The 25,717-nt window shown below is 72.8% G+C and carries 32 protein-coding genes, 3 pseudogenes and 1 riboswitch; of the genes and pseudogenes, 16 read left to right on the top strand and 19 right to left on the bottom strand.

The window, feature by feature from the left end; genetic code table 11:
- Positions 1 to 31: 31 nt before the first annotated feature.
- From ACWD01_RS24335 to ACWD01_RS24320, 4 genes are all read right to left on the bottom strand, one after another.
- Positions 32 to 1,243 (bottom strand): glycosyltransferase, encoded by a 1,212-nt coding sequence (locus tag ACWD01_RS24335; protein WP_451164902.1) that lies wholly within the window; start codon positions 1,241 to 1,243, stop codon positions 32 to 34.
- A gap of 407 nt (positions 1,244 to 1,650) precedes the next feature.
- A complete protein-coding gene (locus tag ACWD01_RS24330; protein WP_451164901.1) occupies positions 1,651 to 2,664 on the bottom strand; it encodes a hemolysin family protein in 1,014 nt (337 codons plus the stop codon).
- Complete coding sequence (locus ACWD01_RS24325; RefSeq protein ID WP_451164900.1) at positions 2,661 to 4,007, bottom strand: hemolysin family protein; 1,347 nt, start codon at positions 4,005 to 4,007, stop codon at positions 2,661 to 2,663. The genes ACWD01_RS24330 and ACWD01_RS24325 overlap by 4 nt, the downstream gene beginning before the upstream one ends.
- 160 nt (positions 4,008 to 4,167) lie before the next feature.
- Positions 4,168 to 4,590 (bottom strand): GNAT family N-acetyltransferase, encoded by a 423-nt coding sequence (locus tag ACWD01_RS24320; protein WP_451164927.1) that lies wholly within the window; start codon positions 4,588 to 4,590, stop codon positions 4,168 to 4,170.
- 149 nt (positions 4,591 to 4,739) lie between these two features.
- Here ACWD01_RS24320 and ACWD01_RS24315 point away from each other — a divergent pair, with 149 nt between their 5' ends.
- Both ACWD01_RS24315 and ACWD01_RS24310 read left to right on the top strand, forming a co-directional pair.
- Complete coding sequence (locus ACWD01_RS24315) at positions 4,740 to 4,955, top strand: antitoxin (protein ID WP_356896812.1); 216 nt, start codon at positions 4,740 to 4,742, stop codon at positions 4,953 to 4,955.
- A complete protein-coding gene (locus tag ACWD01_RS24310) occupies positions 4,952 to 5,323 on the top strand; it encodes a fic family toxin-antitoxin system, toxin component (RefSeq protein ID WP_451164899.1) in 372 nt (123 codons plus the stop codon). Before ACWD01_RS24315 ends, ACWD01_RS24310 begins: the two co-directional genes overlap by 4 nt.
- 19 nt (positions 5,324 to 5,342) lie before the next feature.
- On the opposite strand, the gene ACWD01_RS24305 is transcribed toward ACWD01_RS24310, so the two are convergent.
- From ACWD01_RS24305 to bioB, 5 genes are all read right to left on the bottom strand, one after another.
- A complete protein-coding gene (locus tag ACWD01_RS24305) occupies positions 5,343 to 6,035 on the bottom strand; it encodes a class I SAM-dependent methyltransferase (protein WP_451164926.1) in 693 nt (230 codons plus the stop codon).
- 67 nt (positions 6,036 to 6,102) lie between these two features.
- A complete protein-coding gene (locus tag ACWD01_RS24300) occupies positions 6,103 to 6,456 on the bottom strand; it encodes a VOC family protein (protein WP_451164898.1) in 354 nt (117 codons plus the stop codon).
- Positions 6,457 to 6,461: 5 nt separating this feature from the next.
- Positions 6,462 to 7,175 carry a dethiobiotin synthase gene (gene bioD, locus ACWD01_RS24295; protein ID WP_451164897.1) on the bottom strand — a complete coding sequence of 238 codons (714 nt, stop codon included), beginning with the start codon at positions 7,173 to 7,175 and terminating at the stop codon, positions 6,462 to 6,464.
- 230 nt (positions 7,176 to 7,405) lie between these two features.
- Positions 7,406 to 8,695 carry an adenosylmethionine--8-amino-7-oxononanoate transaminase gene (locus ACWD01_RS24290; protein WP_451164896.1) on the bottom strand — a complete coding sequence of 430 codons (1,290 nt, stop codon included), beginning with the start codon at positions 8,693 to 8,695 and terminating at the stop codon, positions 7,406 to 7,408.
- Positions 8,688 to 9,869, bottom strand: coding sequence for a biotin synthase BioB (gene bioB / locus ACWD01_RS24285; RefSeq protein WP_451164895.1), 1,182 nt, complete (start codon positions 9,867 to 9,869; stop codon positions 8,688 to 8,690). The genes ACWD01_RS24290 and bioB overlap by 8 nt, the downstream gene beginning before the upstream one ends.
- Positions 9,870 to 10,014: 145 nt before the next feature.
- On the opposite strand from bioB, the gene ACWD01_RS24280 reads away from it, so the two are divergent.
- Positions 10,015 to 11,160, top strand: coding sequence for an 8-amino-7-oxononanoate synthase (locus ACWD01_RS24280; RefSeq protein WP_451164894.1), 1,146 nt, complete (start codon positions 10,015 to 10,017; stop codon positions 11,158 to 11,160).
- 254 nt (positions 11,161 to 11,414) lie between these two features.
- Positions 11,415 to 11,846 (top strand): ATP-binding protein, encoded by a 432-nt coding sequence (locus ACWD01_RS24275; protein WP_451164893.1) that lies wholly within the window; start codon positions 11,415 to 11,417, stop codon positions 11,844 to 11,846.
- 26 nt (positions 11,847 to 11,872) lie between these two features.
- Here the strand turns inward: ACWD01_RS24275 and ACWD01_RS24270 are convergent, their stop codons facing one another.
- A complete protein-coding gene (locus tag ACWD01_RS24270; RefSeq protein ID WP_451164892.1) occupies positions 11,873 to 12,805 on the bottom strand; it encodes a LysR family transcriptional regulator in 933 nt (310 codons plus the stop codon).
- A gap of 82 nt (positions 12,806 to 12,887) precedes the next feature.
- Between ACWD01_RS24270 and ACWD01_RS24265 the strand changes: the two genes are divergently transcribed.
- A complete protein-coding gene (locus ACWD01_RS24265) occupies positions 12,888 to 13,517 on the top strand; it encodes a LysE family translocator (RefSeq protein ID WP_451164891.1) in 630 nt (209 codons plus the stop codon).
- 32 nt (positions 13,518 to 13,549) lie between these two features.
- Here the strand turns inward: ACWD01_RS24265 and ACWD01_RS24260 are convergent, their stop codons facing one another.
- From ACWD01_RS24260 to ACWD01_RS24250, 3 genes and pseudogenes are all read right to left on the bottom strand, one after another.
- Positions 13,550 to 14,026, bottom strand: coding sequence for a C40 family peptidase (locus tag ACWD01_RS24260; RefSeq protein WP_451164890.1), 477 nt, complete (start codon positions 14,024 to 14,026; stop codon positions 13,550 to 13,552).
- Positions 14,027 to 14,029: 3 nt separating this feature from the next.
- A riboswitch (cyclic di-AMP (ydaO/yuaA leader) is annotated at positions 14,030 to 14,183 on the bottom strand.
- Positions 14,184 to 14,527: 344 nt separating this feature from the next.
- Positions 14,528 to 14,836 (bottom strand): hypothetical protein, encoded by a 309-nt coding sequence (locus tag ACWD01_RS24255; protein WP_451164889.1) that lies wholly within the window; start codon positions 14,834 to 14,836, stop codon positions 14,528 to 14,530.
- Positions 14,837 to 14,843: 7 nt separating this feature from the next.
- Positions 14,844 to 15,245, bottom strand: a pseudogene (locus tag ACWD01_RS24250) (ATP-dependent Clp protease proteolytic subunit); the annotation flags it as partial.
- 35 nt (positions 15,246 to 15,280) lie between these two features.
- On the opposite strand from ACWD01_RS24250, the pseudogene ACWD01_RS24245 reads away from it, so the two are divergent.
- Positions 15,281 to 15,511 (top strand): annotated as a pseudogene (locus tag ACWD01_RS24245) (type II toxin-antitoxin system prevent-host-death family antitoxin); the annotation flags it as partial.
- Positions 15,512 to 15,587: 76 nt separating this feature from the next.
- On the opposite strand, the gene ACWD01_RS24240 reads toward ACWD01_RS24245, so the two are convergent.
- On the bottom strand, positions 15,588 to 16,574 hold the full coding sequence (locus ACWD01_RS24240) for an ABC transporter permease (protein ID WP_451164888.1): 987 nt from the start codon (positions 16,572 to 16,574) through the stop codon (positions 15,588 to 15,590).
- A gap of 101 nt (positions 16,575 to 16,675) precedes the next feature.
- Here ACWD01_RS24240 and ACWD01_RS24235 point away from each other — a divergent pair, with 101 nt between their 5' ends.
- From ACWD01_RS24235 to ACWD01_RS24205, 7 genes are all read left to right on the top strand, one after another.
- The gene (locus ACWD01_RS24235; protein ID WP_451164887.1) at positions 16,676 to 17,365 is read left to right on the top strand and encodes a TetR/AcrR family transcriptional regulator; all 690 of its coding nucleotides are present in this window, start codon (positions 16,676 to 16,678) and stop codon (positions 17,363 to 17,365) included.
- A 147-nt stretch (positions 17,366 to 17,512) separates the two neighbouring features.
- Entirely contained in the window at positions 17,513 to 17,815 is a 303-nt protein-coding gene (locus ACWD01_RS24230) for an urease subunit gamma (RefSeq protein WP_451164886.1), read from the top strand.
- Between the two features lie 14 nt (positions 17,816 to 17,829).
- A complete protein-coding gene (locus tag ACWD01_RS24225; RefSeq protein ID WP_451164925.1) occupies positions 17,830 to 18,141 on the top strand; it encodes an urease subunit beta in 312 nt (103 codons plus the stop codon).
- On the top strand, positions 18,134 to 19,855 hold the full coding sequence (locus ACWD01_RS24220; protein WP_451164885.1) for an urease subunit alpha: 1,722 nt from the start codon (positions 18,134 to 18,136) through the stop codon (positions 19,853 to 19,855). Before ACWD01_RS24225 ends, ACWD01_RS24220 begins: the two co-directional genes overlap by 8 nt.
- 58 nt (positions 19,856 to 19,913) lie before the next feature.
- Complete coding sequence (locus ACWD01_RS24215) at positions 19,914 to 20,576, top strand: urease accessory protein UreF (protein WP_451164884.1); 663 nt, start codon at positions 19,914 to 19,916, stop codon at positions 20,574 to 20,576.
- 43 nt (positions 20,577 to 20,619) lie between these two features.
- A complete protein-coding gene (gene ureG / locus ACWD01_RS24210; RefSeq protein ID WP_451164883.1) occupies positions 20,620 to 21,297 on the top strand; it encodes an urease accessory protein UreG in 678 nt (225 codons plus the stop codon).
- A 6-nt stretch (positions 21,298 to 21,303) separates the two neighbouring features.
- Positions 21,304 to 22,053, top strand: a complete 750-nt coding sequence (locus ACWD01_RS24205) for an urease accessory protein UreD (protein ID WP_451164882.1) — start codon at positions 21,304 to 21,306, stop codon at positions 22,051 to 22,053.
- A gap of 26 nt (positions 22,054 to 22,079) precedes the next feature.
- Here the strand turns inward: ACWD01_RS24205 and ACWD01_RS24200 are convergent, their stop codons facing one another.
- The gene (locus ACWD01_RS24200; protein ID WP_451164881.1) at positions 22,080 to 22,814 is read right to left on the bottom strand and encodes a lysophospholipid acyltransferase family protein; all 735 of its coding nucleotides are present in this window, start codon (positions 22,812 to 22,814) and stop codon (positions 22,080 to 22,082) included.
- A 300-nt stretch (positions 22,815 to 23,114) separates the two neighbouring features.
- On the opposite strand from ACWD01_RS24200, the gene ACWD01_RS24195 reads away from it, so the two are divergent.
- Both ACWD01_RS24195 and ACWD01_RS24190 read left to right on the top strand, forming a co-directional pair.
- A complete protein-coding gene (locus tag ACWD01_RS24195) occupies positions 23,115 to 23,342 on the top strand; it encodes a hypothetical protein (RefSeq protein WP_451164880.1) in 228 nt (75 codons plus the stop codon).
- A gap of 103 nt (positions 23,343 to 23,445) precedes the next feature.
- Positions 23,446 to 23,619, top strand: a complete 174-nt coding sequence (locus ACWD01_RS24190; RefSeq protein WP_451164879.1) for a DUF2795 domain-containing protein — start codon at positions 23,446 to 23,448, stop codon at positions 23,617 to 23,619.
- Positions 23,620 to 23,752: 133 nt separating this feature from the next.
- On the opposite strand, the gene ACWD01_RS24185 is transcribed toward ACWD01_RS24190, so the two are convergent.
- From ACWD01_RS24185 to ACWD01_RS24170, 4 genes are all read right to left on the bottom strand, one after another.
- A complete protein-coding gene (locus ACWD01_RS24185; RefSeq protein ID WP_451164878.1) occupies positions 23,753 to 24,079 on the bottom strand; it encodes a plasmid stabilization protein in 327 nt (108 codons plus the stop codon).
- A 48-nt stretch (positions 24,080 to 24,127) separates the two neighbouring features.
- Entirely contained in the window at positions 24,128 to 24,493 is a 366-nt protein-coding gene (locus ACWD01_RS24180) for a hypothetical protein (protein WP_451164877.1), read from the bottom strand.
- A 53-nt stretch (positions 24,494 to 24,546) separates the two neighbouring features.
- Complete coding sequence (locus tag ACWD01_RS24175; protein ID WP_451164876.1) at positions 24,547 to 24,747, bottom strand: hypothetical protein; 201 nt, start codon at positions 24,745 to 24,747, stop codon at positions 24,547 to 24,549.
- A 73-nt stretch (positions 24,748 to 24,820) separates the two neighbouring features.
- On the bottom strand, positions 24,821 to 25,126 hold the full coding sequence (locus ACWD01_RS24170; RefSeq protein WP_451164875.1) for a hypothetical protein: 306 nt from the start codon (positions 25,124 to 25,126) through the stop codon (positions 24,821 to 24,823).
- A gap of 330 nt (positions 25,127 to 25,456) precedes the next feature.
- Here ACWD01_RS24170 and ACWD01_RS24165 point away from each other — a divergent pair.
- Positions 25,457 to 25,717: pseudogene (locus ACWD01_RS24165) on the top strand (hypothetical protein); the annotation flags it as partial.

Raw genomic sequence — 25,717 nt, 5'->3', positions numbered from 1 at the left:
GTGTCACCCGACCGCGATCCACCACCCGTGATCAATCGCCGAGCAGCAGCTTCGCGGCCACCGTCGCCCCGTCGGTGCGGAACGTGCCGGCCACGGCCCTCGCCCGCGCGCGCGTCTCGGGGGCCAGCGCCTCCTTGAGCGCGGCCGACAGGGACTCGAACGTCGGAGTCGGACCGTCATGTGCCGAGCCGATGCCCAGGTCGGCCACCCGGCCGGCGAAGTACGGCTGGTCACCGCCTTGGGGTACCACGACCTGAGGGGCGCCGGCCCAGGTGGCCGTCGTCGTGGTGCCCGCGCCGCCGTGGTGCACGACGGCGGCTGCCCGGCGGAACAGTGCCTGATGGTTGGCCTCGCCGACGACGAAGCAGTCGTCCCGGTCGTCGATCAGGGCCAGGTCGGCCCAGCCGCGGGCGACGAGCACGCGGCGGTCCTGCGCGCGGATCGCCTCGACGGCCACCTGGGCGACGTGCTGCGGATCGCGTACGGGCACACTGCCGAAGCCCACGTACACCGGTGGTGTGCCGGCGTCCAGGAACGCCGCCAACTCGGCGGGGAGCGGGCGCTCGTCGGGCAGCACCCAGGCGCCCGTCTGCACCACGTCGAGGTCCGCCGGCTGCTGCCACGGAGCCAGGACCGGGTCCGCGGCCAGCCACGGCCGGTCGGTGAAGACGAGGTCGCGGACGTTGTCCACCGGTGGCAGGCCGATCGACACCCGGTGGGTATTGATCGCCTCGCCGAACACCGCCTGCGCGTCCTGGGCGTCGCGGTCCCACAGCACCCGGTTGTCGGTCACATCAGGTGCGAGCGGCCGGCCCGGCCGCGGCATCGGCGGGTGGTGCGGCGACGGCAGGCTGACCGGCTGGTAACTCGCGTACACGTAGTGGATGCCCCGCTTCTCGGCGACCGACTTCACGCCGGCCGCCGCCGGCAGGAGGCCGGTCGCCACCAGCACGTCGCAGCCCTCGGCCGCCGCGGTGACGTTGTCGTAGAACGCGGCGACCAGATCGGCCGCGCGCCGTGGCACGCCTGCCGCCGACGGCGGCGTCTTCCCGGTCACCAGGTCCCGCACCGACTGGCCGGTCGGCACCATCTCCACGCCGACCCCGGCCAGCCGCGCCGCGAACTCCTCGTCCGGCGGCGCGCACACCCGCACCTCCGCGCCGAATTCCCGCAACCGCACCGCGAGTCCCACCAGCGGTTCGACGCCCCCGCGCGAGTCGTACCCCGACAACACCACACGCATTTGGTGACTCTCGTTTCCGTAGATCCAGGCTTCGGCGGCTGATTCTGCGGTACGACCGGGGCCTTGCCGCAAGCCCCTCGGCGCGCTATATGTTGATCACGGAAAGGGTGCGTACTCCTCTTTCGCCGGCGGGGCTGGAACTTGCCGGTCATGTCGGGGCTCCGCCCCGAACCCCGCGCCTCAAATCCCCCTACGGCCTTGCGGCCGTGGGAGTGCCCCCAGCGCGGCTGGATGTGCCCGGCAACTCAAGCCCGGCCGGCGTTTGAGGCCACCGCGCGGAGCGCGGTACGGGGTCCGGGGCCTGCCCCGGTTCGGGAAGGGGGGGTCCCCCGGCCGCCAGGGCGCAGGGGGAGGGTAGGGGAACAAGCCCGCCGCAGGCGCCACCCACCCGCACCCACGCCACCCCCTCAGTCCGGGCGCCCCACCAGCTCCCGCAGGATGTCCTCCATCGTCACCAGCCCCTCCGGCCGCCCGTCCTCGTCGAGGACCGCCGCCAGATGCGTGCGGCTGCGCCGCATCGCGGTGAGGACGTCGTCCAGCGGGGTCGTCGCCCGCACCCGGGCGATCGGCCGCATCGCCGAGACCGGGAAGGCGACGTCCCGCGGCGCCGCGTCCAGCGCGTCCTTCACGTGCAGGTAGCCGAGGATGCGGCGCCCCGCGTCCACCACTGGGAAGCGGGAGAAGCCCGACTCCGCGGAGAGGCCCTCCAGCTGTTCCGGCGTGGTGCCGGCCTGCGCGTACACCACGCGCTCGATGGGCAGGACCACGTCCCGGACGGGCCTGCGGCCGAGTTCGAGGGCGTCGCGGAGGCGTTCCGCGGAGCGGTCGTCGAGGAGGCCGGCCTCGCCGGCGTCCTGGACGAGGCTCGCCAGCTCGGCGTCGGAGAAGGTCGCGGTGACCTCGTTCTTCGTCTCGACCCGCAGCAGCTTCAGCAGACCGTTGGCCAGCGCGTTGATCGTGAAGATCACCGGCCGCAGCGTCCGTGCGATCGCCACCAGCGGCGGCCCGAGCAGCAGCGCGCTGCGCAGGGGCTCCGCGAGCGCGATGTTCTTCGGCACCATCTCGCCGAGGAGCATGTGCAGATACGTCGCGAGCGCCAGGGCGATGACGAACGAGATCGGATGAACGGCTCCGTGCGGCACGCCCACCGCGTCGAAGGCCGGCTCCAGCAGATGCGCGATGGCCGGTTCGGCGACGATGCCGAGGACCAGGGTGCACAGCGTGATGCCCAGCTGGGCGGCCGCCATCAGCGCCGAGACGTGCTGCAGACCCCACAGCACGCTGCGCGCCCGGCGGTCGCCCGCCTGGGCCTCGGGCTCGACCTGGCTGCGCCGCACCGAGATCAGCGCGAACTCCGCGCCGACGAAGAAGGCGTTGAGGACCAGCGTCAGCAGGCCGACGAAGAGCTGGATCGCGATCATCGTCCCGCCTCCCTGAAGTCGTCGGACGCCACGGCCGCCGCGAGGGGTGCGTGCATCAGCACCCGTGCCGCGCGCCGCCCGGACGCGTCGGTGACGTCGAGCTGCCAGCCGGCCATGTCGATGACGTCGCCCTCGGCGGGGATGCGTCCCAGCTCGGTGGCGACGAGTCCGGCGAGTGTCTCGTACGGGCCGTCCGGCACCCGCAGGCCGATGGCGGCCAGCTGGTCGGTGCGCGCCGCGCCGTCGGCGGACCACAGGGACCGCCCGTCGGCGTCCTCGCCGGCCGGCGCCAGGTCGGGCGTCTCGTGCGGATCGTGCTCGTCGCGTACCTCTCCGACGACCTCCTCCACGATGTCCTCCATGGTCACCACTCCGGCGGTGCCGCCGTACTCGTCGATGACGACGGCCATGGTGGACCTGCCCTGCAGCCGGTCGAGCAGCCGGTCGACGGTCAGCGACTCCGGCACCAGCACCGGTTCGCGCAGCAACTCGGAGACCCGCAGCCGCGGCCGGTTCTGCGCGGGCACGGCCAGTACGTCCTTGATGTGGGCGATGCCGACGACGGTGTCGAGGCTGCCCCGGTAGACCGGGAAGCGGCTCAGGCCGGTCGCCCGAGTCGCGTTGGCGACATCCTCGGCCGTGGCCTGCACCTCGAGGGCCGTCACCTGGACGCGCGGGGTCATCACGTTCTCCGCGGTGAGCTCACCGAGGCCGAGGGTGCGGACGAAGAGCTCGGCGGTGTCCGCCTCCAGCGCGCCCTCCTTCGCCGAGTGGCGGGCCAGCGCGATCAGCTCCTTCGGGCTGCGCGCCGAGGCGAGCTCCTCCGTCGGTTCCATGCCGAGCCGCGTCACGAGGCGGTTCGCGGTGTTGTTGAGGTGGGCGATCAGCGGCCGGAACGCGGCGGTGAAGATCCGCTGCGGCGTGGCGACGACCTTGGCGACGGCCAGCGGTGAGGAGATGGCCCAGTTCTTCGGGACCAGCTCGCCGACGACCATCAGCACGACGGTCGACAGCCCGGTGCCGATGACCAGCGCCGCGGACGAGGCGACGGAGGGGGAGAAGCCGAGGTCCTCCACCGGGCCGCGGATGAGCTTGGCGACCGAGGGCTCGGCGAGCATGCCGACGACCAGATTGGTGACGGTGATGCCGAGCTGGGCGCCGGACAGCTGGAACGTGAGGCTGCGTACGGCCTTGAGCGCACCGGCCGCGCCGCGTTCGCCCCGCTCCACGGCCCGTTCGAGCTCGCCGCGTTCCACCGTCGTGAGGGAGAACTCCGCCGCGACGAAGGCCCCGCAGGCGAGGGAGAGCAGCACCGCCACAGCGAGCAGCAGCAACTCGGTCATCGGTTCACCTCCGTCCCATGATCGGACAGCGGGAGGAGGATTGCGCGATGTCGGCTACTGGGAGGCTCGCCCATGGACGGACGCTCACACCTTTCATACCGGGGAGTGGACAGTGCTCCCCATAGTAAAGGACGGGCAAAGGACTCCCGCGCCCCTGGCCTCACGCCAAGGGCTTGACCCAGCGGCGCCAGTGGTCCTCGCGCACGTAACCGGCGGCCGCCCACGCACGGTGTGCCCGCTCGTTGGCCTCGAGCACCATCGCGTCCCCGCGCCGGCCGCCCACCGCGGCGAACCGTTCCTCGGCGGCCGCCAGCAGGGCCGCGGAGATTCCGCGCCGGCGGTGGGAGGGCAGCACCGCCAGCCGGTACAGGGAGCAGCGCCACCCGTCGTAGCCGGCGATCACCGAGCCCACGAGGACGCCGTCCAGCTCGGCCAGGATGAGCGCCTCGGGGTCGCGGGCGATCAGGCGCGTGACGCCGTCCACGTCGTCGGTGATGCTGGTGCCCTCCGCCGCCTGCTGCCAGAAGGCGAGCACGGCCGCGGCCTCCTCGGGAGCGGCGCCGCGGATGTGCAGGTCGGTCACGGTACTGGTCGGCGCGTCGGTCATGGCCGCGAGCCAAGCATGTCGCGCGCCGGACCCGCCACCGGCTTTCGCGGTGCGAGACGGCCGGCCGGCGGGAGAGGGGGAGTGGGCTCTTGCGGGTGCTAGCGGCCTCGCGCTAGCTTGAAGGTGTGGCCAAGACCCAGTTGAACGTACGCGTGGACGAGTCCACCGCGGAGACCGCCCGGCAGCGGGCACTGCAACGCGGCGTGAGCATGAACCGGTACATCGAGGAACTCGTCAAGCAGGACGCCGGCGAAGCGGGACGCACCTTCGTCGACGCGGCGGCCGACTTCATGAAGCAGTACGAGTCGGTCTTCGCCGAGGAGTTCGGCGACAAGCGTTGAGCCTGCGGATCGACCTCGCCTGGCTGCTCATGGTGGCCGAGCACAAGACCCCCGGCGACCCCCAGGTCACGGACTGGGGCGCGCTCGTCGCCGCCGTCAGCCGTCACGAGGCGGAGATATTCGGCGTCCCCGTCTACGCCGACCCGGCGGACAGAGCCGCCGCCCTGCTGCAGCTGCTGCTGCACGTGCCGGCGCTGGAGCGGTCCAACGCCATGTTCGCCTCGGCCGTCGCGTACGGCTATCTCGTCGCCTGCGGTCTGAAGGTCGTCACCTCGCCCGAGCAGGTGCGTGACCTGGCCCGGCTGGTCAAGGACGGCGACGCCGACGTCGCCCGCATCGCGGAGGAGCTGCGGAACTGGAGCGAGTGACGCTCGCCCGGCGATCGGCCTACCGGCCCGTCTCCGCCTCCTGCTCCCGGGGGCGGCGCGCGACGCCCAGGACGCACGGCGAGGTCGGCAGCTGCGGCCCGCTGTCCGGCACCCGGAACCGCCGGTACGGGCCGAGCTCGAACCCGGCCTCCTCGATCGCGGCGATCGGGTCGCGGGCGGTGTGGCAGCCGCCGAACAGCAGCGGCCACACGGTGCGGTCCACGACCTTCTGTGCCGTCGCGAGGCCGCGGCCCTCCGCGAGCCCGTGCTCGAAGAACCGCAGCTCCCCGCCCGGCCGCAGGACCCTCCTGATCTCGGACAGCGCCCGCGGCAGGTCCCGTACGGTGCACAGCACCAGCGACGCGACGGCCGCGTCGAAGCCCTCGCTCTTGACCGGCAGGGCCTCGGCGGCGCCGGGCACCACGTCCACCGGGACCTCGGCGCGCATCGCTGCCTGAACGGCCAACTCCCGCAGGGAGCGCTCCGGTTCGAGAGCGACCACCTCGGAGACGGCGGCGGGGTAGTGCGCGAAGTTCAGACCGTTGCCCGCGCCGATCTCGATCACCCGGCCCGACAGCCCGTCCAGCAGCTCGGCCCGGTGGGCGGCGATGCCGCCCTTGAGGTCGGCGCTCACACTCACCTTCGCGTAGAAACGGGCGAAGATCGGATGGTGGACGGCGTCCTTCGGGACCTTCGTGCCGCGCTGAGCCATCGGAACCATCGGGGCCTCCCGGGACGGACTGGCCGGTCACCGTCATTCTCCCCCCGGCCGGCGCCGATCAGGCGTCGGGCGGCGCCACGAAGCAGAACTCGTTGCCCTCCGGGTCGCGCAGCACCTGGAACCGGCCGTGGTCGTCGGTGACGACCGCGCCGAGGCGCTCCGCGCCCAGCCCGACCGCCTCGTCCGCCGCGGCGTCGACGTCGCCCGCGTCCAGGTCGAGATGCAGCCGGTTCTTGACCGACTTGCCCTCCGGCACCCGCTGGAAGGCGAGGCGTACGAACTCCGGCGGATCGATGTACGACCAGTCGTCGGACCGGTCCACCGGATCGCCGCCCAGCAGCGCGGCCCAGAACCGCGCCAGCCGGGCGGGGTCGTGGCAGTCGAGGACGAGCTCGTCGATCTTGGCGCGCATGGAACTCACCCTACGGCGGCGGCGAACGCCCCCGCATCCCACCGGCCGCCGAGGCACGGCGCCAGCCAGGCGGCGGCGCTCCGCCGGAACTCGACCGGTGCGAGCGCGCCCGCGCCCGCCGGGACGACGCCCAGCAGCGGGGCCCCCGCCGCGTCCGGCAGATCGGCCAGGTTGCAGCGGGCGGCGAGATCCGGCTCGCCCGGCCAGCTCCCGACCACGACCCCCAACTGCTGCAGGCTCCTCGCGCGCAGCGCCTCCGCGGTCAGCGCGGTCATGTTCAGCGTCCCGAGCCCGGCGGGCGCGACGACGAGCACGGGGGCGGCCAGCTCCGCCGCCACGTCGGCGAGGGTGGCGCCGTCGTCGTCGAGCCGTACGAGCAGGCCGCCCGCGCCCTCGACCAGCACCAGGTCGTGCTCGGTGGCCAGCTTCGCGGCGGCCTCGGCGACGTCGCCGTGGCGCACGGGAGGCAGCCCGGCCCGGCGGGCGGCGGTGGCGGGCGCCAACGGCTCCGGGTAGCGGGCGAGTTCCCGCCGCGTGACGTCCCCGGCGAGCCGCCGCACCACGTCGACGTCGCCGTCCTCACCCGGTCCGACGCCGGTCTGCGCGGGCTTCACGACGGCGACGGACCGCCCTTGCGTGAGGGCCGCGGCGGCGAGGGCCGCGGTGACGACGGTCTTGCCGATCTCGGTCCCGGTTCCGGTGACGACGATCACTGCCATGCGCGTCCGCGCCTTTCATCCGTTCCGACTGCGCTTTCCCCAACCCCGCACCTCCCCGAAACCGGGCGGAGCCCGGCCCGCCGCCCGGAGGGCGGCACCGGGGTCCGGGGCCTGCCCCGGTTTCGGGAAGGTGGGGGTCCCCCCGCGGCCGCCAGGCCGCAGGGGAGGGTAGGGGAACAAGCCCGCCGCAGGCGCCACGCACCCGCACCCGCAGCGCACCCGCCCCCACCTCACCCCGCCCGCACCGCCGCCCGCACTCCCCGGCACACACGCGCCAGGTCCGCGTCGTCCGTGACGTACGGCGGCATCGTGTAGACGAGGTCACGGAACGGGCGGAGCCAGACGCCCTCCCGGACCGCCGCCTCCGTCGCCGCCGCCATGTCGATCTCGTGGTCGAGCTGGACGACGCCGATCGCGCCGAGGACGCGGACGTCCCGTACGCCCGGCAGCGCGGCCGCCTCGGCGAGCCCGTCCCGCAGGCCCGTCTCGAGGCGTTTGACCTCCCGCTGCCAGTCCTGGCCGAGCAGCAGGTCGATCGAGGCGCAGGCGACGGCCGACGCCAGCGGGTTGCCCATGAACGTCGGGCCGTGCGCCAGCACCGGGACCTCGCCCCGCGAGATGCCCTCCGCCACCCGTGACGTGCACAGCGTGGCCGCCATCGTCAGATAGCCGCCGGTCAGCGCCTTGCCCAGGCACATCACGTCCGGCGAGATCCCGGCGTGCCCGGCCGCGAACAGCGTGCCGGTGCGGCCGAAGCCGGTCGCGATCTCGTCGAGGACGAGCAGCACGCCGTACTCGTCGCACGCCTCCCGCAGCACCCGCAGATACTCGGGGGAGTGGAAGCGCATGCCGCCCGCGCCCTGGACGACGGGCTCCACGATGACCGCCGCCAGTTCGTCCGCGTGCCGGGCGATCAGGTCGCGCAGGCTCTGCGCGTACGACTCCTCGTACGCGGCGGGCGGCGCGTCCGCGAAGAGCTGGCGGGGCAGGACGCCCTGCCACAGCTCATGCATGCCGCCCTCGGGGTCGCACACCGACATCGGCTGCCAGGTGTCCCCGTGGTAGCCGCCGCGCCAGGTCAGCAGCCGCTGCTTCGCGGGGCGGCCCACCGAGCGCCAGTACTGGAGGCACATCTTGACCGCGACCTCGACGGACACCGAGCCCGAGTCGCAGAGGAAGACGTGCCGCAGCGGCTCCGGGGTGATCTCGACCAGACGGGTGGCCAGCCGCACGGCGGGCTCGTGGGTGAGCCCGCCGAACATCACATGGCTCATCCGCCCGAGCTGCGCGGTCGCCGCCTCGTTGAGGACCGGGTGGTTGTAGCCGTGCACGGCCGACCACCAGGACGACATGCCGTCGATCAACTCGCGCTGCCCGTGCACCTCTTCGGCGAGCCGCAGCCGGACACCCGAGGCGGACTCGACGACCAGCGGGTCCGTACGGCCCGGCATCGGGCCGTACGGGTGCCAGACGTGGGCCCGGTCCAGGGCCCGCAGCTCGCCGGGGGTGAGGTCAGGCATTGGGCGCGAGGTCCGTCCCGGCGCCCCGGCGGCGCACCGCCACCAGGTCCGTACGGGCGCCCGGCTCCGCCGCCGAGGCAGCCGCCGCCTCGGCCGGCGCGCCGCCGGCGCAGCCGCCCTCGCCGTCCCCGTCACCGTCGCCGCACACCGACCCGCAGCCGCCGCCCGCCGCGCGGTGGCCGGGCAGGGTCGTCGTGTCCGTGCCCTCCACCTCGAAGCCGGCGTCCGTGATCATGTCCAGGTCGGCCTGGCCGGCCTGGCCCTCGCTGGTCAGGTAGTCGCCCAGGAAGATCGAGTTGGCGAGGTGCAGCGCGAGCGGCTGCATCGAACGCAGATGCACCTCGCGCCCGCCCGCGAGCCGGACCTCCACGTCGGGGCAGACGAACCGGGTCATCGCGAGGATGCGCAGACACCGCTGCGGCGTGAGGTGCCACTCCTTGGCGAGCGGTGTGCCCTCGAAGGGAATGAGGAAGTTCACCGGGACCGAGTCCGGGTCGAGCTCCCGCAGTGCGAAGACGACGTCGGCCAGGTCCTCGTCGCTCTCGCCCATGCCGGCGATGAGCCCGGAGCACGCGGACAGGCCCGCGGCGTGCGCCTTGGTGACGGTGTCCACGCGGTCCGCGTAGGTGTGGGTGGTCGTGATGTCCCCGTACGTCCCCTCGGACGTGTTCAGGTTGTGGTTGTACGCGTCGGCGCCCGCGTCACGCAGCCGCTCGGCCTGACCGTCCGAGAGCAGCCCGAGACAGGCGCAGACCTCGACGCCCTCGTTCTGCTCCTTGATCGTCTCGATGGTCTTCGAAACACGGTCCACGTCACGGTCCGTCGGCCCGCGCCCGCTCGCCACCAGGCAGACCCGCTTCGCGCCGCCCGCCACACCGGCCGCCGCGGCCTGGGAGGCCTCCTCCGGCTTCAGCCACGTGTACTTGAGGATCTCCGCCTTCGAACCCAGCCGCTGGGAGCAGTACGAGCAGTCCTCCGGGCACAGGCCCGACTTCAGATTCACCAGATAGTTCAGCTTCACCCGCCGTCCGAACCACTGCCGGCGCACCTTGCCGGCCGCGGCCACCACTTCGAGCAGGTCGTCGTCGGAGGTCGCCAGTACGGCGAGCGCTTCTTCACGGGTCGGCAGCTCGCGCCGCAGCCCCTTCTCCACCAGCGTGTTCAGCAGGTCCATGGCGCAGATCCTTGCGCACGGCACGGGCCCTGGCCAAGGAGGAACTCCACAACAGCGCTGTTTGAAGGTGTGTGCATGGCCACACCCGACGCCCGGCCGAGCCGGGCTAGGGTCTGTCCGCTGCCTACAAAAGGACCGGACCACCATGCCGCAGGATCCCTTCGACTGGATCGACGACGAGTCCCGCCGACGCGAGCACGCGGGCCTCGTCCGCACGCTCCGGCCCCGCGCGGCCGACAGCGACCTGCTGGATCTTGCGAGCAACGACTATCTGGGACTCACCCGCCACCCGGAGGTCACCGAGGGCGCCGCCCGGGCCGCCCGCCGGTGGGGCGCGGGGGCCACCGGTTCCCGGCTCGTCACCGGCAGCACCGAACTCCACGCCGAACTGGAGGACGAGCTCGCCGACTTCTGCGGCTTCGAGGCGGCCCTTGTGCTGTCCTCCGGCTACGCGGCCAACCTCGCCGCCGTCACCGCGCTCAGCGGCCGTGACGCGCTCGTCGTCTCCGACGCGGGCAACCACGCCTCCGTCGTCGACGGCTGCCGCCTGTCCCGCGCGGAGACGGCGGTCGTCCCGCACGCCGACGTGGCGGCCGTACGCAAGACGCTCGGCGCGCACCCCGGCCGGCGGGCCCTCGTCGTCACCGACTCGGTCTTCTCCGTCGACGGTGACGCCGCGCCGCTGCCCGGTCTCGCCGACGCCTGCCGTGAGCACGGCGCGGCGCTCGTCGTCGACGACGCGCACGGCCTCGGGGTCCTCGGCGACGGCGGCCGGGGCGGCCTGGACGCCGCCGGGCTGGCCGGCGCGGCGGGCACGGTCGCCACGCTGACGCTGTCCAAGTCCCTGGGCAGCCAGGGCGGGGCGGTCCTCGGCCCGGCCCGGGTCATCGACCACCTGGTGAACACGGCGCGGACGTTCATCTTCGACACCGGTCTGGCGCCCGCCGCGGCCGGCGGGGCGCTCGCGAGCCTGCGGGTGCTGCGCCGCGAGCCCCGTCTTGCGAGCCGGGCCCGCGAGGTCGCGGCGACGCTGCACCGGCGGCTCACCGACGCCGGGCTCACCGCGGCCCGGCCGGACGCCGCGGTGGTCTCCGTACAGGCGCCGTCACCGGGCGGGGCGCTGCGCTGGGCGGCGGACTGCCGGGCGGCGGGGCTCGTGGTCGGGTGCTTCCGGCCGCCGTCCGTGCCCGACGGGATCTCCCGCATCCGTCTCACCGCCCGGGCGGATCTCACCGAGCGGCAGGTCGACGCGGCGCTCGCCACGATCATCCGGGCGGCGCCCGGCCGTTGAGCCGGACGCCGTGCCGTCAGCCGGACGCGCCTCGCCGGGCCCCTCTGTCGGGGGCCTGTGCCGGGGCCTCAAATACGTTCGCCCGTAGCAGAGTTCACCGCATCGAGCGACAGAAATGTACTGATCTCGGTGGATCCCCGCCCCTGACGCACGATAAGTGGCACTCTGACGCGGAAGCGTAGTCCGTGGCCGTTCCCGCGTTTCATCCGCGACGAGTCGGAGCCCGGCCGCGGTGGGAAAGGGACAGCGCCGCCATGGCAGACCATCAGGAAACATCCGTCACTCTGCCGAGCGAGCCGGCCTCGGTCTCCGCCGCGCGGAGACATGTCACGGACGCCGTGTGCGAGTGGGGGCTCGAGCCCGACGACGAGGCCGTCGCCACCGTCCGGCTGATCGTGTCCGAGCTCGCCACCAACGCCGTTCAGCACACCTTCGGCCAGTCGCCGACGTTCACGGTGGACCTGCGGCTCGAACGCGACGAGGAGCTGTGCATCGGCGTAACCGACAGCCATCCGCGGTGGCCGCGGCGGCTGCCCGCCGCCGTCCGCCAGGACAACGGCCGCGGCATGGTCATCATCCGCACCCTCACCGCGGAGTACGGCGGACGGATGTCCGTCACGCCCACCGAGGAGGGCGGCAAGACCGTCTGGATCGCACTGCCCTGGTCCGTCCCCGTCCGGAGCTGACCGGCCGCCGTCAGACGCGCGACGGGTCACTGCGGGGCCGGCCCCGGACGGGCGCCCGCCCTGACGAACGCGCCGCGCAGCAGCGCCCGCAGGGACCGCACGGCGGGGCCCGAGTCCTCGCCCCGGTGCGCCACCGAGATCGTCCGGCGGAACGCGGCCGGCTCCAACTGGCGTGTCCGCAACGGCGTCGGCGCCATCGCGGCGACCATCTCCGGTACGACGGCCACCCCGAGCCCCGCGCTGACCAGCGCGCACACCAGTGCGTAGCCGGGTGACTCGCACACCACGGCCGGCGTCGCACCGGCCCGCGCCAGCGCGCCCTCGACCCCCTTGCGGGGCGGGTGCGAGGGAGCGCTGCTGATCAGCGGCTGACCGGCCAGGTCGCCGACGGGCAGCCGGCCGGAGCCGCCGGCCAGCACATGCCCCGGCGCCGTCACCAGCACCAACTCCTCCACCAGCAGCGGTTCCACGACCACACCCGGCGGCGGTGCGGCCGGCTCGGCCGGTTCGTAGGTGTGGGTGAGCGCCACGTCGACCTCCCCGGTCGCCACCGCGGTGACACCGCCCGGCGGTTCGTACTCGGCGACGCTGAGCTCGACGCCCGGATACGCACGGCGGAACGCGCTGAGTACCGGCGGCAGCAGATGGATACCGGCGGTGGTGAACGTGCCGACCCGCAGCCGGCCGCCGGAGAGCCCCGCGAGCCCGGCCAGCTCGTGCCGTGCCCGCTCCATCTCGTCCAGCACCCGCCGGGCACGCTCGGCGAGCAGCTCGCCGGCCGCCGTCAGGCGCGCGCCGCGGTGCGAACGCACCACCAGCACGGCCCCGGCCTCCCGTTCCAGCTTGGCGATCTGCTGCGACAAAGCCGGCGCCGTGTAGCCCAGCCGGGCGGCCGCCCGGGTGATGGAACCGGCCTCCGCCACGGCGACGAGCGCGGCCAGCCGGGTCGGGTCGTACATGCCACCCCTTAAGCGTTGCTTCAGGCCTGCCTGCAAGGATTGCACGTACTCGTTAAGGCCCCGGACGGTCCAGTCTGGGGGCATGGACGTACAGCTGATCGCCTTCCTCGGGGTCGCCGCGGGCATGGTCGCCATGCCCGGCGCCGACTTCACCGTCGTCGTACGCAACGCGATCGCCTCACGGCACGCCGGCGTCGCCTGCGCGGTGGGCGTCGCGGCCGGTCTGCTCGTCCACACGGCGCTGGCCGTCGCGGGGCTCGCCGCGCTCCTCGCGACGGTGCCCCTGCTGTACCGGACCCTGCAGATCGCCGGCGGCGCGTATGTGCTGTATCTGGGCGTCCGCGCGGTGCGGACCGCGCTCCGCGCGCGGCCGGACGCCCCCGAGCTCGAGGGCGCGACCGTGAGCGGCGTCGGACGCGGGCTGCGGCAGGGCTTCCTCACCAACGTGCTCAACCCGAAGGCGCCGGTGCTCTTCCTGAGCCTGCTGCCGCAGTTCGTACCCGACGGCGCCGCGGTGCTGCCGCGCACCCTGCTGCTGGCGGGGGTCGTCGTGCTGCTGGCGCTGATCTGGTTCCCGGTGGTGGCGCTGCTGGTCGACCGGCTCGGCCGGTGGCTGCGCAGGCCGCGCACCGCCCGCGCCGTCGAGGGCGCGTCCGGCGGTGCGCTGACCGTGCTCGGCGCGACGCTCCTGGTCCAGTCGACGGCGCACTGACGGCGCGCCACCGCGAGGGAACCGCCGGGGTGTCAGCGCACCCGGCCGTACTTGACGCTCCGCGTCCAGATCTTGGCCAGCCGGACCACGTCACCGGTCTTCGGCGAGTGCAAGATCCTGCCGTTCCCGGCGTAGATGCCCACGTGGTACACGGCGCCGCCGGAATGGAAGAACACCAAGTCACCGCGCCGGCGGTCGGAGGCGGAGATGTGCCGCGTCCGGTTGTACTGCTGCTGTGCGGTCCGGGGCAGTATTTTCCCGGCCTTCTTGTACGAGTAGAGAGTCAGCCCGGAGCAGTCGAAACGGTTGGGGCCCGTGGCGCCCCACCGGTACGGCGATCCCTGTTTCGACGCCGCCACCTTGAGCGCCTTGCTCGCGTGGCTGCTGATCGCGTGGGCCGGGGTGGTACCGCCCGGGGCGAGGAGTGTGCCGCCCACGGCGGCGATCGTCAGTGCCGATACGGCGCCCGCCCGGGAGAAGAGGAGCGGGAGATGAACCTGCGCAGTCATGCGCAACCCTTCGTCAGCCGCCTGTGAAGGATGACCTGTCGGGTTCGGACCGGCGAAGACGCCCGGCCGCCGAAGCGGCTTCACCCCAAGGCGTGTCCGGGAGCCGGTCACGCCGTACTGCTCGGGTCCTCCACTCCTGCCGATGCACTTCCGTCGACCAGACGTCCGGCGCGGCGGCAGGACTCAGCGTCCGCCCGGACCGCCCCGTCGAGGTGACGGGGGCTTGTCGTCCCACGGATCGTTACCCACCCATGTCCGATTTCCGAGTTGAAACGGCTTTTGTGAAGCTGATCACGACTGGCCCTTTCGGGTGGGCAGGACGGTCGAGCCGCTCTTCCCGTGACCCGGAAACATGGTTGTACCAGCGACGAAGCAGCCGACTGCGTCAGATCGGTGGCCGCGCCGCGCAAGTCGTACGAGACGCAACAACTTCGGCGAAGCTCCACCGAACGGGCGACGAATGCCGCTGACCGGGCGGCGGTTGGGGCAGCAGAGCGACCGTCAACTTCCCGAAACCGGCGGCACGGTCACCCGTTTCGCCCTGCGCTCACCGTCGAGCACGCGCAACGCCTCGGTGAGCGTGTGCGTGTACACCTCACTCTCGCCCCGTATGTGCATGAGCGTCAGAGCCCCCTTGAGCGCGCCCGCCCGCCCGACCAGCGCCTGCGCGGCGCGCAGGGCCGCGTAGGTGTGGGTGGCGCGGGCCGGATTGATCCGGCCGACCAGGTCGAGGACTTCGAGGTAGCAGTCGACGAACTCGGCCTCGGCACGCGTGAGAGCGGGCAGCGGCGGCAGTTCGGGCGGCAGCATGCCGGGCTCACCGCCCGGCGGGGGAGGGTGCGGCCGAGATCTTGCGGGAGGCGATGACGTGATCGATCAGGCCGTACTCCCTGGCCGCGGACGCGTCGAACACCTTGTCCCGCTCCAGGTCGCCGGCGATACGCCCCGGCGTCTGGCCGGTGTGGCGCACGAGCATCCCGGCCAGTTGTTCGCGCAGCCGCAGCAACTCGGCGGCGTGGATCTCCAGATCGGACGGCTGTTCGCGCAACGGCTCCTCGTACGAGGGCTGCTGCATCACGACGCGGGCCCCCGGCAGCGCCGTCCGCTTCCCCGGTGCACCGGCGGCGAGCAGCGCGGCCGCGACCGAGGCGGCCTGGCCGAGGCAGGTGGTCGCCCCGTCGCAGGTGATCACCTGCATCGTGTCGTAGACGGCGGACATGGGATTCCGGTCGCGCTGGCCCGCGCAGGCTCGCCGAACCTGTGGTGGTGACCCGGCACGGGAAGCCGCTCGTGGCGCTGGTGTCCGCCGCCGATCTGAAGCGGCTCGAGAGCGGGGCCGCGGCGGCAGAAGCGGGGGAGGAGCAGGTGATCAGCTCCGCGTCGTACCTCGGGTCGTCCTCCCCGGCCTCGGGCGCCCGTGGTCGCTTCGGCCTGACCGCCGAGCATCACGGCCCCGAGCGCCACCATCCCGAGGACCGCGGCTAGAACTCTCCGCGACCGCACAGCAGAAGACCGCGCGCCCCCGTCCGCTACAGCGGGGGCGCGCGGCCGGTTCGTGGGGTCAGGTGGCCGGGACGGGGGAGGGGTGGGGTGACGTACCCTCCGGGGCCGGGGTGCGGCGGCGGGGGGCGACGAGTACGGCGGTCAGCCCCAGGGCCGCCCACACGGACAGCGTCAGCAGCGCCGCGGCTCCGCCGGCGCCGTCGAAGTACGCCACTGAGCGCATCAGGGTCGCGCCCGCGCCCGGCGGGAGCCACTGGCCGAGGTCGCCGACCGGCCCGGGCAGTAGTTCCGGCGCGGACGACGCGCCGGAGAACGGGTTGCCGAGCAACACCATCAGCAGCGCCCCGGCCCCGACGCCCGGCGTGCCGAGCAGTGCGGCGAGCCCGGCGACAGGAGCGCCGACCGCGGCGACCGTCAGGCTCAGTGCGCCCGCCTCCGCCCACCAGTCGCCGTCGAGTACGCCGAGCCAGCTGTGGGCGATCGCCGTGGCGGAGATGCCGACCAGGACGGCCGCGCCGGCGAGCGCGCCGGCGGCCCGCGTGCCGCGCAGGCCCAGCAGGGTCACCAGCGCTCCGGCCGCGACGCCGCCGAGGGCCAGCGGCAGGACGCTCGCGGGGAGCGTGCTGCCCCGCGGGTCGCCGGCCGGGAGCGGTGCGAGGTCCGTCACCCGCACCTCGGCGCCCGGCGGGGCCTGCGCCGTCACCGCCTGCTCCAGCAGCTGGGCGACGGCGGGTCCGCCTCCGGTGGCGATCAGCAGCTTCGGGCCCTCGGGCCCGGCGACCACGGCCCCGTATACGACCCGGTCCTCGATCGCGGTCCTGGCGGCGGCCTCGTCCTCGTAGCGGTGGATGTCGAAGGCGCCGCCGCGCTTTTCGAAGCGCTGCTCGAGCTGACCCGCGGCCGCGGTGGGGCCCGCGACGCCGATGGGCAGGTCGCGCGGCGCGGTCCTGGCGGCCGGCCAGGCGAAGGCCCACAGGGCGAGCGCCGCCACGACCGGGACCAGGACCATCACCACGATCACGCGGCGGTGAGGTGCAGCGGACATGGGAACTCCTAAAGAGAAGGATCGTTCGTTTTGCCATTGCCGCCACTGTCCCGCCGTGACCCGAGCTTGTCAAGAATGAATGTTCGTTTTACTTTTGGCCCATGGCTCGCGTATCCCAGGAACACCTCGACGCCCGTCGCCGCCAGATCCTCGACGGCGCCGCCCGCTGCGTCTCCCGCAACGGCTTCCACGCCACGTCCATGCAGGACATCCTGCGTGAGTCGGGACTGTCGGCCGGGGCCGTGTACCGGTACTTCCGCAGCAAGGAGGAGCTGATCGCGGCCATCGCCGACGAGGCGTTCAGCAGCATCCGCTCGGCCTTCGAGGAGGCGGCGCGGACCACACCGCCCCCCACGCCCGACGTACTCCTCGGGCGGGTGCTGCGGCGGATGCTGGTCGAGGAGGTGCCGGGCGGTGACCGGCAGGCATTCGCCCGGCTGATCGTCCAGGTGTGGACGGAGACCCTGCGCAACGAGCGGCTGGCCGCGGTCCTCGACGACGGCTACGGCCGGATGCGCGGCGTATGGGCGGACCTCGTCCGCGCCTACCGGGCGTCCGGGCAGATGGAGGCGGACGTCGACCCGGACCATGTGGCCCGCACTCTCATCGCGACCGCCCAGGGGTTCATCGCGCAGCAGGCCCTCTTCGGCAACGTGAAGGTCGAGGTCCTGGAGGACGGGCTGCGCGCGCTGATGTCGATGCGCGAGCCGCAGAGCCCGGAGCCGGAGATGCCGGGCGAGCCGAAGGCGCCGGGGGAGCCGAAGATGGCGGCGGAGCCGAAGTTCAGTTAACGCATCGGAAAAGTGCCGGAAAAAACCGCGTCCTAAGGTTCGACGCCTGGTCGTGGAACACCCGCGCGCGGTTCAACAGGCCGTTGAAGCGCGCCGCGGTCCATCGCGGCCGGCGATCACTTGGCCGGACGACAGTGAGGTGGACGCGTGCAACTCTCCCCGCACGAACAGGAGCGGCTGCTCATCCATGTGGCCGCCGACGTCGCGCAGAAGCGCAGGGCACGCGGTGTGAAGCTGAACCATCCCGAGGCCGTCGCCCTCATCACCGTGCACATCCTCGAAGGCGCCCGCGACGGCCGCAGCGTCAGCGAGCTCATGGTGTCCGGACGGAAGGTGCTCACCCGGGACGACGTCATGGACGGCATCGCCGAGATGATCCATGACGTCCAGGTGGAGGCCACCTTCCCCGACGGCACCAAGCTCGTGACCGTCCACGAGCCGATCCTCTGAGGGGCGTGACGCACATGATTCCCGGAGAGATCCTCTACGGCGACGGTCCGGTGGTCCTCAACGAGGGCCGCGAGACCACCCGTCTCACCGTCGTCAACGCCGCCGACCGCCCGGTCCAGGTCGGCTCCCACTACCACTTCGCCGAGGCCAACCCCGGTCTCGAGTTCGACCGGGCCGCCGCCCGCGGCAAGCGGCTGGCCGTCGCCGCCGGCACCGCCGTCCGCTTCGAGCCGGGCGTCCCCGTCGACGTGGAACTCGTACCGCTCGCCGGCCGCCGGATCGTGGCGGGGCTGCGCGGAGAGACCGGAGGACACCTCGATGGCTGAACTGCGACGCGCCGTGTACGCCGACCTGTTCGGCCCCACCACCGGCGACCGTATCCGCCTCGCCGACACCGACCTGCTCGTCGAGATCGAGGGCGACCTCTCCGGCGGCCCCGGCCGCGCGGGCGACGAGGCGGTCTTCGGCGGCGGCAAGGTGATCCGCGAGTCCATGGGCCAGGCCCGCACGACACGGGCCGAGGGTGCGCCCGACACCGTGATCACCGGGGCCGTGATCCTCGACCACTGGGGCGTGGTGAAGGCCGACATCGCGCTGCGCGACGGGCGGATCAGCGGCATCGGCAAGGCCGGCAACCCCGACACCATGGACGGCGTCCACCCGGCCCTGGTCATCGGGCCGGAGACCGAGATCATCGCGGGCAACGGGAAGATCCTCACTGCCGGGGCCGTCGACGCGCACGTCCACTTCATCTCGCCGACCCTCGTCGAGCAGGCGCTCGCCACCGGGGTGACCACCCTCGTCGGCGGCGGCACCGGTCCGGCGGAAGGGACCAAGGCCACCACCGTCACACCCGGCCCGTGGCACCTTGCCCGGATGTTCGAGGCGCTGGAGACCTTCCCGGTCAACATCGGCCTGCTCGGCAAGGGCAACACCACCTCCCGCGACGCCATGTACTCCCAACTGCGCGGCGGCGCCCTCGGGTTCAAGATCCACGAGGACTGGGGCGCGACCCCCGCGGCCATCGACGCGTGTCTGGGCGTCTGCGACGAGACCGGCGCCCAACTCGCCATCCACACGGACACGTTGAACGAGGCCGGCTTCGTCGGAGACACGCTCGCCGCCATCGCGGGCCGCACCGTCCACGCGTACCACACGGAGGGCGCGGGCGGCGGGCACGCACCGGACATCATCACCGTCGTCTCCGAGCCGTACGTCCTGCCCAGCTCCACCAACCCGACCCGGCCGCACACCGTCAACACCATCGACGAGCACCTCGACATGCTGATGGTCTGCCACCACCTCAACCCGGCCGTCCCCGAGGACCTCGCCTTCGCGGAGTCGCGCATCCGGCCGTCCACCATCGCGGCCGAGGACATCCTGCACGACCTCGGAGCGATCTCGATCATCTCCTCCGACGCGCAGGCGATGGGCCGGATCGGCGAGGTGATCATGCGTACGTGGCAGACCGCGCACGTGATGAAGAAGCGCCGGGGCGCACTCCCCGGCGACGGACGCGCCGACAACCACCGGGCACGTCGCTATGTCGCCAAATACACGATCAACCCCGCGGTCGCCCAGGGCATCGACGGTGAGATCGGCTCGGTGGAAACCGGCAAACTCGCCGATCTCGTGCTGTGGGACCCGGCGTTCTTCGGCGTGAAGCCGCAGCTGGTCATCAAGGGCGGCCAGATCGCCTATGCCCAGATGGGTGACGCCAACGCCTCGATCCCCACGCCGCAACCGGTCCTGCCCCGCCCGATGTTCGGCGCGCTGGGCCGCGCGGCGGCCAGCAGCTCGGTCAACTTCGTCGCGCAGGCGGCCATCGAGGACGACCTGCCGGAACGGCTGCGGCTGGACAAGGAGTTCGTACCGATCCGCAGCACCCGCCGGGTGACGAAGGCCGACATGCGGGAGAACGACGCACTGCCCCGGGTGGAGGTCGACGCCGACACGTTCACGGTGACGATCGACGGCGAGGCCGTCGAACCGGCGCCCGCCGCGGAACTCCCCATGGCCCAGCGGTACTTCCTCTTCTGATGACGACCAGGACGCTCGCCGCCGAGGCCCGCCCCGGCCCGACCCGCGGGAGAGCAGCATGAGCCGCGCCGCGCTGCTCGTCCTCGCCGACGGCCGCTTCCCCGCCGGAGGTCACGCGCACTCCGGTGGGGCCGAGGCCGCCGTCCGGGCCGGGCGCATCAAGGACGCGGCGGACCTCGCCGCGTTCTGCCGGGGCCGGCTGCACACCACCGGCCTCACCTCCGCGGCCCTCGCCGCCTGCGCCGCGCTCGGCCACGACCCGGTCGAACTCGACGCCGCCGCCGACGCCCGCACCCCCTCGCCGGCCCTGCGGGCGGCGGCCCGCAGACTCGGCCGGCAGATGATGCGCGCGGCCCGCGCCACCTGGCCGGATCCGCTGCTCGACGCGCTCGCCGCCCGGTTCCCGCGCGGCACGCACCAGCCCGTCGTGCTCGGCACAGCCGCTCGCGCCGCCGGTCTCGGCGCCGAGGACGCCGCGCACTGCGTGGCGTACGAGACGATCAGCGGCCCGGCGACCGCGGCCGTACGGCTGCTGAGTCTGGACCCCTTCCAGGCCACCGCCGTCCTCGCCCGCCTCGCGCCGGAGACCGACGACGTGGCGGCACGGGCCGCGGCCGCCGCCCACGACGGCGTCGACGCACTGCCCGCCGCGTCGGCGCCGCTGCTGGAGATCACCGCCGAGGAGCACGCGGCCTGGCCGGTACGCCTCTTCGCGTCCTGACCGGGCCGGTCCCGCACCCGCCCTCGTACCAAGGAGCCACACCATGCACCTCGACCACCACCACGAGACCGCCCCGGCCGTCAGTGCCGACGCCGCACGCCCCGACGGCACGCGGCGGGCCCTGCGGATCGGACTCGGCGGGCCGGTGGGCTCCGGCAAGACCGCCACCGTCGCCGCCCTCTGCCGGGCCCTGCGCGACCAGCTCTCCATCGCGGTCGTCACCAACGACATCTACACCCGCGAGGACGCCGAGTTCCTGCTGCGCAACGCGGTGCTGCCGCCCGAACGCATCCAGGCCGTCGAGACCGGCGCCTGCCCGCACACCGCGATCCGCGACGACATCTCCGCCAACCTCGAAGCCGTCGAGGACCTCGAGGACAGCGTCGGCCCGCTCGACCTGATCCTCGTCGAATCGGGCGGCGACAACCTGACCGCGACGTTCTCCAAGGGCCTCGTGGACGCCCAGGTCTTCGTTATCGACGTCGCCGGCGGCGACGACATCCCGCGCAAGGGCGGCCCCGGCGTCACCACCGCCGACCTCCTCGTCGTCAACAAGACCGACCTGGCGCCGCACGTCGGTTCCGACCTCGCCCGGATGGCGCGCGACGCCAAGGAGCAGCGCGGCGAACTGCCCGTCGTCTTCACGTCGTTGCGCGACGAGGACGGTGTCGCCCCGGTCGCCGCATGGGTGCGCGCCCAGCTCGCCGCCTGGACCGGCTGAACCCCCGTGGGCATCGAGGCAACGGCCCGGATCGTCGCCGACGGCGCCGGACTGCCTGTCCTGGCCGGCGACGGACCCATCGCGCTGCGCCGCACCCGCGCCCACGGGCCCGGGCTGCGGGTCACCATGGTCGGCGCGATGAGCGCGCCGCTCGGCGGCGACCGGCTCGCCGTCGACGCCACCGTCCGCGACGGCACGCTCCTGACCGTCGACTCCGCCGCCGCCACCATCGCCCTGCCGGGCCGCGAACCCGTACCGGCCCGCTACGACATCACACTGGACGTCGGCGAGGACGCAGAACTGCGCTGGCTGCCCGAGCAGTTGATCGCCGTACGCGGCAGCGACCTGCGTACGCACACCCGGGTACGCCTCGCCGCCGGCGCGCGCCTGGTGCTCCGCGAGGAACAGATCCTCGGACGGTACGGGGAGGAGCCCGGCACGCTCACCACCCGCCTCACCGTCCACCGGGCCGGCCGCCCCCTGCTCGACACCGAACTCGCCTGCGGGCCCGGCGCCCCCGGCGGCTGGGACGGCCCCGCCGTGCTCGCCGGCCACCGGGCGGTCGGCCAACTCCTCGTCGTGGAACCGGCGTTCGAGGACAAGCCGCCCGAGCCCCGGCTGCTGGGGCCCACCGCGGCGCTCACCCCGCTCGCCGGCCCCGCCGCACTGGTCACCGCACTCGCCCCGGACGCACTCACCCTGCGCCGGGTGCTCGACGAGGCGCAACAGGATCTGCTCGGCGGCCCGCACCACTGACCGACGGCGACCCTGTACGCCTCGCGTCAGCCGCGCCGCCGCAGGAACCGGGTCGGCCTGGCGACGCGCTGCTCCTGCTCGCGCTGCTGCTCCTCGGCCTTGACCTCGGCGGCGTAGCGGTCGACGTACTCCTGGCCGGAGAGCTCCAGGATCGCGTACATGATCTCGTCGGTGATCGCCCGGATCGCCGCCTTCTGGTTCTCCAGGCCCGCGTAGCGCGAGAAGTCCAGCGGCTTCCCGAACCGGACCGTGACGCGCTTGATCTTCGGGAGCACCTGACCGGGCGGCTGGATCTCGAAGGTCCCCACCATCGCGCACGGCACCACCGGCACACCCGCCCGGAGGGCCATGACGGCCACCCCGACCTTGCCCTTGTAGAGCCGGCCGTCGTGCGACCGGGTGCCCTCCGGATAGATGCCCAGCAACTCGCCCTTGCCCAGCACCCCGAGCCCTTCGCGGATGGCCGCCTGACCGGCTTCCTTGCCCGAACGGTCGACCGGGATCTGCCCGGCGCTGTGGAAGAACGCCGCCGTCAGCCGCCCCTTGAGGCCGGGCCCGGTGAAGTACTCGGCCTTGGCGAGGAAGGTGATGCGCCGCTTGATGATCGCCGGCATCAGGAAGTGGTCGGAGAAGGAGAGGTGATTGCCCGCGACGATCGCCGCGCCGTCGGCGGGGATGTGCTCAAGTCCTTCGATGCGCGGCCGGAAGAGCAACCGCAACAGAGGCCCGAGAAGGACGTACTTGAGCACGTAGTAGAACACGGGGTCTCCAACTCTGCCGGGTCGGCTCTCTGCGGCCGCGTGCTGCCGGATCACGGCATCTGGGCGCGTCATGTCTCGTCGGGCGGCGCGCGGGCGCGCCAGGTGCGGGGTGGTGATCGATCGTAGCCCGGTCCCGGGCGGCCGACGAGGGTGGAGGAGGACGAAAGCGGTCTTTCACGTCCATGTCATTGTGACGCCGGTGCGCCGCGCCGGTCAGGGGTCGGTGCGTGTCGACCGCCGGGCCGGCGGGTACCCGGCGGTCGACAGGGGGCCACGACCCGAACCCTGGAGGCGACAGCCATGCAGCGTGGAAGCAACCCCAAGAGTCCCCGCGAGGACGACGAGCTCAAGCACCAGATGCAGGGCTACCTGAAGTCCGGGCAGCACACGCACACCGAGGACGCGAAGGACCCCGAGCCGGTGGCGGACGACGACCCCAGGACCGACACCAGCCGCCAGGCACATGAACGCTCCCGCGAGGCCGACGACCGCAAAGCCGACGACCGCAAAGCCGACGACGAAGAGTGACGACCCGGGATGCCGGCAGCGCGCCGCGCTGCCGGCATCCCCCTGCCGGGCGGACGCTCCGTACCGCGTCACCCGTACACCGTCCCGGTACGAGGCCATCGGTATGAACGTGAATCCCATCGAATTGCAGAAGGCCCTGGGAGGCGTCGGCTACCCCGCCGACAAGAAGCAGATCGTGGACCAGGCGAAGCAGCACGGAGCCGACGAGAAGATCATGAGCGCGCTCGGCTGCCTGCCGGAGAAGACCTACGACCCTACGACTCGCCCGCGGACGTGAACAAGGAAGTGAGCCGGGAGGAGGGCCGGTAGCCCGGCCGGCTCCCAACAGGGCGGCACGGCCAGGGCGGCACGGCAACCGCATCGTCGCGGTTGCCGTGCCGCTCCGCTGTGCCCGCCGTCCGGGCGAGGGCTCAGTGGCCGAGTGCCTGGCGCAGCTCCTCCTTGTTCATCGAGGAGCGCCCCTCGACGTTCTTCTTCTTGGCCTCCTCGTACAGCTGGTCCTTCGTCGGACCCTGCGACCCGGACCCGGACCGTTCGCCGCCGCGCTCGGGGGCCGACTTCCTGTCCCGGGTGGACGTCTTGCCGGCGGTCTTCGACTCGCCCGAGCGGGCCCGCTCCTTGTTGACGGTCCGCGCGGCGATCTCCTTCGCCCGCCCTGTGGAGGTCCCGCGCTTCTCCGCGCCCTCCTTGATGTGCTCGTACTGACGCTCCCGCTTGGAGCTGGACCCTGCGGGCATGACTTCCTCCTTGGTGCGATCGGCTCCGGGGACGCCCGGCGCACCCGTTCAGCGAGGCTGCGCCGGGTTCTGCGGTGTGCCGTGCGACGGCGGGTTCTGGGGCGGTCCCGCCGTCTCCGGCGAGATCTTCGATCCGCCGCGCGCTCCCTCCGCCCGTTCGGGCGCGACGCCGCCGGCCGAGCCCGACGAGGGGCTGGCGCCGGCCGCCAGCTCCTGCAGTCTCGCCTCCATGGTCTGCATCACGAGGAGCCGGGAGGCGTGGGCCTGCTCGTACGCCAGCACCTGCTGGAGTTCCTCCGCGGAGAGCGCGCGGATGCGCTGCTGCACGGCCTCGAGCGGCAGGTGGTCGTAGTCGGGAAGCGGCAGCGCATCATGGCTCGGGATCTGGGTGTTCGAGGCGTCTTCGTCTGCCATCGGAATGTCGCTCCGGATCCTGGGGTTCGCATCCTTCTCAGTGGGCGCCGGGCTCAGTCGCCGCTCTGCTCGCGTTCACCCTTGGGGCCACGGCCGCGCTCGGTCCTGGGGCCCTGGCTGCGCCACTGGGGGTCCTCCTGAAGTGACGCGTTGGCCTCGTCGTTTGCGTGGCTGTCCGGGACGCCTTCGCTTTCGGCGTCCTTGCGCTTCCTGGCCCGTCGTGTGTCGTACTTCTTACTGCCGGGCTCGGGCATCACGATCACCTCCAGTGCACGCGGGTGCCCTGCGCAAATCCCTTCAAACTGGCGCTCGCCCGGCCGCTCCCGCTCAGAACGGCGGCTCACCGCTGCCCGTGATCAACAGGATTCCGGTGCCGAAGTAGCGACGGCTCACCACGAAGCCGCTCGTCCGGCCGTCCGGCATCTGCAGCTGGTGTGCCCCGGCGTCCATGACGCTCCACGCTCCGTCCTCGCCCGCCAGGACCTCGATCTTGCCGTTCCAGTCGGTCAGCCCCGGCGCCTCTTCCGGCAGGAGGGACGACTCCTCCTCCTCGCCCCATGAGCGCAGGTCCGCCGTTGCCGGATATTCGGCACCGTCCGCGATCACCGTCACGTCGCCCTGGTACTCACCCATGGACCCAGTGTGCGCCGTCCCGGGCGTACGCCGCCACGCCCGGCCCCGTCACCGCGCGCTCACCCGCCCGTACCAAGGTGAGCCTCTTCTGTCACCCGGGGCGCGCGAGGCGTGACAGAGGGTGCCGAAAGCCCGATATCGCTGGTAGATCGCGTGGCGTGGCGAACTGGCGCGGTCCGGTCGTGAACTGATGGGGTGACAAGCGTCCACGCAAGCACCAATCCGAGTGGTGAGCGGGGCGCCGCGGGTTGACGGTGGATCATGTCGCCGCTACGGACCCATGAGCCGACGGTATGTCAGCCGACGTAGTCGCGACGAAAGGATCTCGCAATGCGCTCTGCCCGCATTCTTCTCGCCTCGGCCACCGCGACGGCCGCGCTCGTCATCACCGCACCCGGCGCCTACGCCCTGGCCGCCGCCGACTCGGACAAGGACGACTCCTCGTACAGCAGCGACCACGGCAAGTCCGACAAGGATTGGGGCAAGGACAAGGGCGGTAAGCCGCACGGTGGTATGCACACCGGTGGCGGTGCTCTGGCCTCGGTCTCGGAGGACCACAAGGACTGGGACAAGGACGAGCACAAGGACAAG

It is taken from the genome of Streptomyces sp. NPDC002835 (genome assembly GCF_053591995.1).
This window is presented reverse-complemented; position numbering and strand designations above follow the sequence as displayed.